Origin of the sequence: Cryobacterium sp. M91 (assembly GCF_002929615.1) — a bacterium.
GTDB classification, from domain to species: domain Bacteria; phylum Actinomycetota; class Actinomycetes; order Actinomycetales; family Microbacteriaceae; genus Cryobacterium; species Cryobacterium levicorallinum.
The window spans coordinates 1-6,239 of the sequence record NZ_PJJT01000041.1 but is presented as its reverse complement, the minus strand read 5'-3'; the positions used below and the strand labels follow the sequence as shown (position 1 = coordinate 6,239).

The window sequence follows — 6,239 nt, the reverse complement described above, 5'->3', positions numbered from 1 at the left end:
GTGACCGTGACGCCCTGCTCGCGCAGGACGCCGCACGTCAACTCGACTCCATGGCCGTTCGCCTTCATCTGGACGATGAAAGCGACTATGGACGGTTGCGAGGGTCGAGCTCCCTCGCGAAGAAAGACGCGGCCGCTTTGAGGATGTCGTTCGTCTCGCGCAGGTCACGGTTTTCGCGCTTCAACCGTTTGATTTCCTCAAGCTCTTCGCTCGTGGGACCCGTGCGTTCGCCGGCGTCAGCCTGCGCCTGGGTGACCCATTTCCGGAGCGTCTCGGCGCCGATGTTGAGCTTGGGGGCCAGGTCGCGGCACGCAGCCCACATCGATGGGTAATCCTTCAAACGATCAAGAGTCATACGGACCGCTCGTTCGCGAACCTCTGTTGGGTGTTTCTTGGGCATAACCGAATCCTTTCACCAGAAAGAAAGCGGCAGGAAATCAGGGACGGTTCACACCGATGCCCAACCCGACCTGCTCGCGTTCGCTACTTTTCCGCGGCGTCACTGGCGACAGATTTGGTCGACTAACCCGTTGGAACGGGTCAACAAGGAGATCAAACGCCGGACCGACGTCGTCGGTGTCTTCCCCAACTCCGCCGCCCTACTGCGCCTGGCGGGGTCAGTCCTGATCGAGCAACACGACGAATGGGAAGCCGGCGAACGACGCTACTTCTCCGAGGCTTCGATGCTCGAGCTGACCACAATGAACAACCCAACCGAGGTCATCGCCGAGGCGGTGATCCTCCCAGAACTCGCTGCCGCCTAAACTAAAACAACTGACCCGCACGGTGACGATGAATTACACCACCCGGCGGGACGTGACCGACGGCGACGTCGAATCGATGCGGATCTTGCTCGCGGAACGATCCTCGGCCACCAAGGCACGCACCGCGAGCATCAATCAGATCCACAGCCTGTTGGTCAGCGCGCCCGAGGCAGTCCGACAGGATTTTCGTCGCTTTGACGGCGACAAACTTGCGAACACTCTCGCACGCACACGTCCGGCACCCGGCACCACTCCGGAGCTGGTAGTTCGAGCATCGGCGAAACGGCTCGCGCAACGCCACCAGGCGCTGACGGCAGACATTGCCTATATCGACCAGCAACTCACTGTGCTCGCCGTTCGTCAGAACCCGGCTCTCATGGCCGCAAGCGGAGTCGGCCCATTCGTTGCCGCGCACTTGCTCGCCACTGCTGGCGACAATCCAGATCGCATCACCACCAAGGCTCAGTTCGCAGCCCTCTGTGGCGTCGCACCCATACCGGCATCCTCCGGAACACGGCAGCGCTTCCGTCTCTCACGCGGTGGTGACCGGCAAGCCAACGCAGCCTTGCACCGCATCGTGCTGCTGCGCAAACGCCACAAGGAACCCCGCACCATGGCCTACATCGCTCGCCGCACCGCTGAAGGCCTTTCCGACCACGACATCGTCCGCTGCCTCAAACGCCACGTCGCCAACGAAATATTCGCGTTACTCACCCAAAATCATGCTGTCCCTCTGCCTAGTGGACCGCGGCTGCGGCAACGCCGCCACACCCTCGGCATCGTCCTCACCGATGCAGCCAAACAGCTCAACGTCCCCTACCAGCGCCTACGCCGACTCGAGATAGGACAACGCGCCGACACCGACCTGGAAACCGCCTTCAGCGCATGGCTCGACGGCAAGGCTCAGCAGCCCAATACGGCACAAAGAGTCGCTTGACACCAATAGGAGCATCCACTCAGGGGGACGTGACCCAGGCGCTCTGGGCGAAGCGGAAGCCGAAAGGTAACCGGCACTGGAAGGCGACGGGGCCGAAGATGCTGCCGGATCGCTCACCTGGCCAGCGCAGCCCGTTAAGAAAAGGATGACGGCTAATCCAGAGCAGAGTGCAGATATTTTCTTCATGATTTCCCCCGGATTGTCGTGATGTCAATTGATGCATGGACCTGCGCGGGACGATTGCTGGGGCGCCGAGGTCAAGAGGTACGAGTCCGTCCACGCGAAGCCTGGCAGTGGCTTCGGTCGCAGCTTCCGTCAGATCCAAGCCTCCCCTGAGGACCCTCTTCGCAAAATCGCAACTCTGCGACCGGACACGTGCTGCACACACTCGCAGACATCGTCCACGACCACCGTAACGTGTCTCGGAACCTGAGTGCCTCATAACCCTAAGGTTGCGAGACTCGGTGGGCTACGCATGACGCGTCAATCGCGCTTCCGGCACCTCAGGCTAAAAGACGAGGCCAAACGCGCCTCCCACTTCGGTTTCGAGGATGCGCCGGCGGACGCCCTTTAAAAACCATTCAGATTCAGAGAGAGCCGTTGGCACCTCATTACTGTTCAGCATGACGATGTACTGAAAATTGGTGTTTTCGGGGGCAGCGACGAGTCCTTCTACCGTTTCTAAAGCAGTCTGTGTCTGCACGGTGTCTACGCCGTCAAAAACGACGGAGTCGTGGATGAGAAATTTAGGGTGAACCCGTGGTTCGGATTCCGCGAGCAGAGTCAGGTCGTAGCTGAAGAGTTTCATTTTGCTGACCCCTGTGCTGGCTGATGCGGGCACTTTCAGCGTCACCTTGTAACCATCGTCGTCCACTTTCACGGTGAGGGCTCCTCCACGCCCGTACAGGGATCGAATGAGCGAATCGAATCGGCTTGCGAATCTGTCGACGTCGGGTTGACACTCGTTCAAGCTCTCCGATGCCTGTACGCGTAGTTCGCCTTTCTTGACGTTTAGCTCTTCCCTGGCTCTATCCCATCGGCGCAGGGCATTGATTTGCAGGTCGAGATCGCGAACGTGGGCCTCGAGCTCGATGTGCGATCTTTGCAGGGCGAGCAGTTCATCGAGGACGCGACCAGCATTTATCTGGCCGAGGACATTAGTCCGACGACTAAGAGCTACGGCCAATCGCCGTTCGTAGTCCGCTAGTCGCCCGCGAAGTTCATCCAGCTCCTGGCCGAGATAACCGACACGGTTTTCGTAGATGCGATTGTGGAACGCTTCGACTTCGTCTAACCGGGCGCGAGCTTCTTCCCGGAACGCGCCGTTCATTTCCGCCCGCAGCATCGTCAGCGTCTCGTCGGCGGCTGACTGAGCGGATTCCTCCAAGGAAGCCTCGTGCAGGGTGACCATTTGACGAGCCATGTAAGCATCATTTCGAAGACCATTTACCTCAACCGTCAACTGATCAGCTTGGGAGATGAGATCGTCAGGGTCGTCGAGGAGGACAAAACCGCGGGCCTCTTGAGCTATGCGGTCGCGGACAAGGATCGCTTCTTGGCGTTCAATCAAAAGGTCGGCTTCGTTGCCAACTGCGGACGACAAGAACTTCGACGAGGCGGCCGTGTCGATGGCTTTGTAGACCTGTTGTTCATTCTTGAGTTCTGCGAGTTGATGCGTGACCTGCCAATCCAGGCCCATCAAGTAGGACGTGTGGACTCGTGACGAGCGGGCTGCTTGTTGGGCCATGATTTTTGTCGGATCGTCAGGGGCCACCCTCCGGATCAGGTAGGTCAAGAGGGTGCGCGAGGAGAGGCGCGAAGTCTCATCGTCTGAGTCATCTGGGAGACCGAACAGCTTCCATCCGAGGACCTGTTTCCAAGTATCGTTTCGCAATCTCCCTTCTTCCAGCAGCGAGAGCCAGGCAGGCGCCTCGCCCGAAAGGTGTTCAATATTGACGCGGTTTCTAGGTGATGCGCAGTTCCGTGAAACAGCGACGGTCACACCATCGAGGGTCAGAGTGAGCCGGAATTCCCAGTCGTCCTCGGCCAGCGTTTCAAACTCGCTTGGGAAGTTTCCTCCTAGGCAGTAGTTGATTGCGCTGAGGAGGCTCGATTTTCCTCGCGCATTTCGGCTGTCAGTTTTTGACGCTTCCGCGGTTCGATCGGCCAGGATTACGTTCAAGCCGGGGCCGAAATCAATGGGAACAAAAACGTCTTTATTCGCTGATAGTTGGATCAGCATTTACGTCCCTCCGGATCAGAATGTTCTCCTCAGAATCGATGAGAGAGAGAACGAAAAGAACATCAAGAACCAGGACGAAATGGAAAAAACTTGCCTGGTTGTCAATACGAGTTCGGAAGAGGAACCAGGCCTCTCCGATGGTCATGGCGCTTGGCATGGCATGCCACAAATGCAGACCTGCGCCTACAAGTGAGTCGGCTGGCGCGATGAACTTGTCAGGAAGCAGCACGCACGGCCTCAAAAATCTCACAGATTTCGAAGAGGTGGACAACTACGGCGATCGCCGCAGCTTCGAGTAGTTCATTTCGGTTCACGCCGGCGTTGTCTAAGGCGGCAGAGCACACGAAGGAGAACAAATCGTCTCCGCTCAGGGGCGCCAATATCCCTTCTGCGTACTTTGCTTTGAACCACTGCTGAAGGCGCGTTGAGAATCCCGGTGCGCCGCGTTCGCTGAAGCTGATAAACGCCTCTACCGCTGTCGTTTTAGCAATTCCCATCCTGATCAGCGCCGCTGAGATCTCACCCAGATCATTGGCCGCCATTTTCTCGGTAATTTTAGGGGGCAGCACAAGCGTCTCAATGCTCGACGAAACAACTCTGCTTGCGAGCCGGAGCGAAGAGCAAACTGCCTCCAGCTCGGCAAAGCCGACCGCATTCATGGCATAGAGCTGCCCTCGACTGACCGCCGATTCGTGATTTGCCTTCATCTCCCAAAGAATCTCGGGGGTGTACCTGAAGCGCTGTGCATCCACGACTTTGTGGTGTCTGTCGCAAAGCACTATCAAGTTCGAGATATCGGCTCGTTGATCGTCGTCCTGGGAAGAGTCGTGTCGAGCACCGCCAGGGCTGGCTGCGAGAATGTGAGCTATCTCAGAGACCACCGTGTCTTGATCCTGCGGATGAATGGCCTCTTCGAAGAGCTTCGCAGTGCATCCGTCGAAGGCACAAAGCTGACCCGATCGCATCAGTAGAACTTTGAGCTGTGATGTAGTTGGCGATTTTCGCGGCGAAATAATACCCCCCTGTATGTATCGACTCTATCGAGAGACTGTCACTCGCCCAGCGAACGCAACGAGGCTGCGCATTCCTTCGGCTACGACGTCATGCCGACGACGTGTCTCGCAACCTACGAGCCTCATAACCCATGGGTTGCGAGACACCATGTCGTAATCGAGGCCCGCGTCGCCGGCTTCGCCGACGAGGAGATCGCGAGGGTGCTCAGGCGACACGTCGCGAGTGACCTCCACGCCCGTCACGACGGAACCCCGGAGCCTCGCGGCTTCGGGGTTCTTGATTTCTCGTCATCGTTACGTGCAGACAACTGGGGCGTTGCGTGTGTCCTCGATGAGCAGGCAGCGCAGGTGTGCCCTGGTTAGGAGAAGTAGCCGCCGACACCCAGGGCAAACGTCGGACACGCATCGCCATAGAGATTTGCCGAGAACGTGACCGTACCACCGTCTGCGATGTCGTCATCCTGCTCCGCGTAGGTGCCTGACTGCGACAACAGGTTGTCGCCGTCGAAGCAGTAGATGCTGACACTGTAGGGGCCAGTGGCCTCGGCGCCGGTCTCGTTAATGGCAGAGCCCACAATGGCCTCGCCCACGAGATTGGCCTCCGTGACCTTGAACGGCGCGGTGTTGTACGAGCTGGTGTCCACAGGGCTAGTGCTCGCCGTGAACTCATACTCAGAGTCGTCGGGGACTGCCGCACTGTTGTCGAAATATATGTAGGCGAGACCGACCTCACCTGGCTGCACTTGAGAGGGCGTCGTGCCTTGGCTGCTACCGGTCGCGACGATAGAACCGCCGCTGCGTGCCGTTGAGCTCCAGTCGACGTGCGAGATGCCGTCGCTGGTGTTGTTCCTGAACGCGAAGATCAGAGTCCCACTGTCCTTGTCGAGCGGGCCGACCTGAACCACCGATACCTCGCCTGGCTCGCCGTCAGGGAAGGTGGGCTGCGCCGTACCGCCGAGCAGACCGCTCGCGTTGAACGGCAATGACTCAACCTGGCCGCCGGCCAGGTCAGGAGCCTGGGGTGCTTCTTCGACGGGTTTGGAGTCCGCGGCACCGGTGGGGGTGGTGTCTGTTCCGGCGCAACCGGTCAAGGCGAGGGCGATAGCGAGAGCAATGGGCGCGATGAGTCTTTTCATAATGTCATCTTGGCGCACACATCCGGCGACCGGCGACCGTCGAGTGTATGCCTAGATATCCTCCTCTCAAAGTGATAACTTTAGTTATCGGAGGTATGAAGATGAGCACTATGGAGAAGCCAGCCGCGCTAGCGGAATTGGTGCGGG

The 6,239-nt window shown here is 58.6% G+C and carries 6 protein-coding genes and 1 pseudogene; 2 read left to right on the top strand and 5 right to left on the bottom strand.

The window, feature by feature from the left end; genetic code table 11:
• Positions 1-85: 85 nt before the first annotated feature.
• The gene (locus tag CXY80_RS00675) at positions 86-355 is read right to left on the bottom strand and encodes a transposase (RefSeq protein WP_233194747.1); all 270 of its coding nucleotides are present in this window, start codon (positions 353-355) and stop codon (positions 86-88) included.
• A gap of 100 nt (positions 356-455) precedes the next feature.
• On the opposite strand from CXY80_RS00675, the pseudogene CXY80_RS00670 reads away from it, so the two are divergent.
• Positions 456-764, top strand: a pseudogene (locus CXY80_RS00670) (transposase); the annotation flags it as partial.
• Positions 765-792: 28 nt separating this feature from the next.
• Positions 793-1,701, top strand: a complete 909-nt coding sequence (locus tag CXY80_RS00665) for a transposase (protein WP_104131196.1) — start codon at positions 793-795, stop codon at positions 1,699-1,701.
• A 508-nt stretch (positions 1,702-2,209) separates the two neighbouring features.
• Here CXY80_RS00665 and CXY80_RS00660 read toward each other — a convergent pair.
• The 4 genes from CXY80_RS00660 to CXY80_RS00645 form a co-directional block, all read right to left on the bottom strand.
• Entirely contained in the window at positions 2,210-3,943 is a 1,734-nt protein-coding gene (locus CXY80_RS00660) for a DUF2326 domain-containing protein (protein ID WP_104131195.1), read from the bottom strand.
• Positions 3,918-4,172 carry an ABC-three component system middle component 6 gene (locus CXY80_RS20585; protein ID WP_104131194.1) on the bottom strand — a complete coding sequence of 85 codons (255 nt, stop codon included), beginning with the start codon at positions 4,170-4,172 and terminating at the stop codon, positions 3,918-3,920. Before CXY80_RS20585 ends, CXY80_RS00660 begins: the two co-directional genes overlap by 26 nt.
• A complete protein-coding gene (locus CXY80_RS00650) occupies positions 4,159-4,908 on the bottom strand; it encodes an ABC-three component system protein (RefSeq protein ID WP_104131193.1) in 750 nt (249 codons plus the stop codon). Before CXY80_RS00650 ends, CXY80_RS20585 begins: the two co-directional genes overlap by 14 nt.
• Positions 4,909-5,315: 407 nt before the next feature.
• Complete coding sequence (locus tag CXY80_RS00645) at positions 5,316-6,092, bottom strand: hypothetical protein (RefSeq protein WP_104131192.1); 777 nt, start codon at positions 6,090-6,092, stop codon at positions 5,316-5,318.
• Positions 6,093-6,239 lie beyond the last annotated feature (147 nt).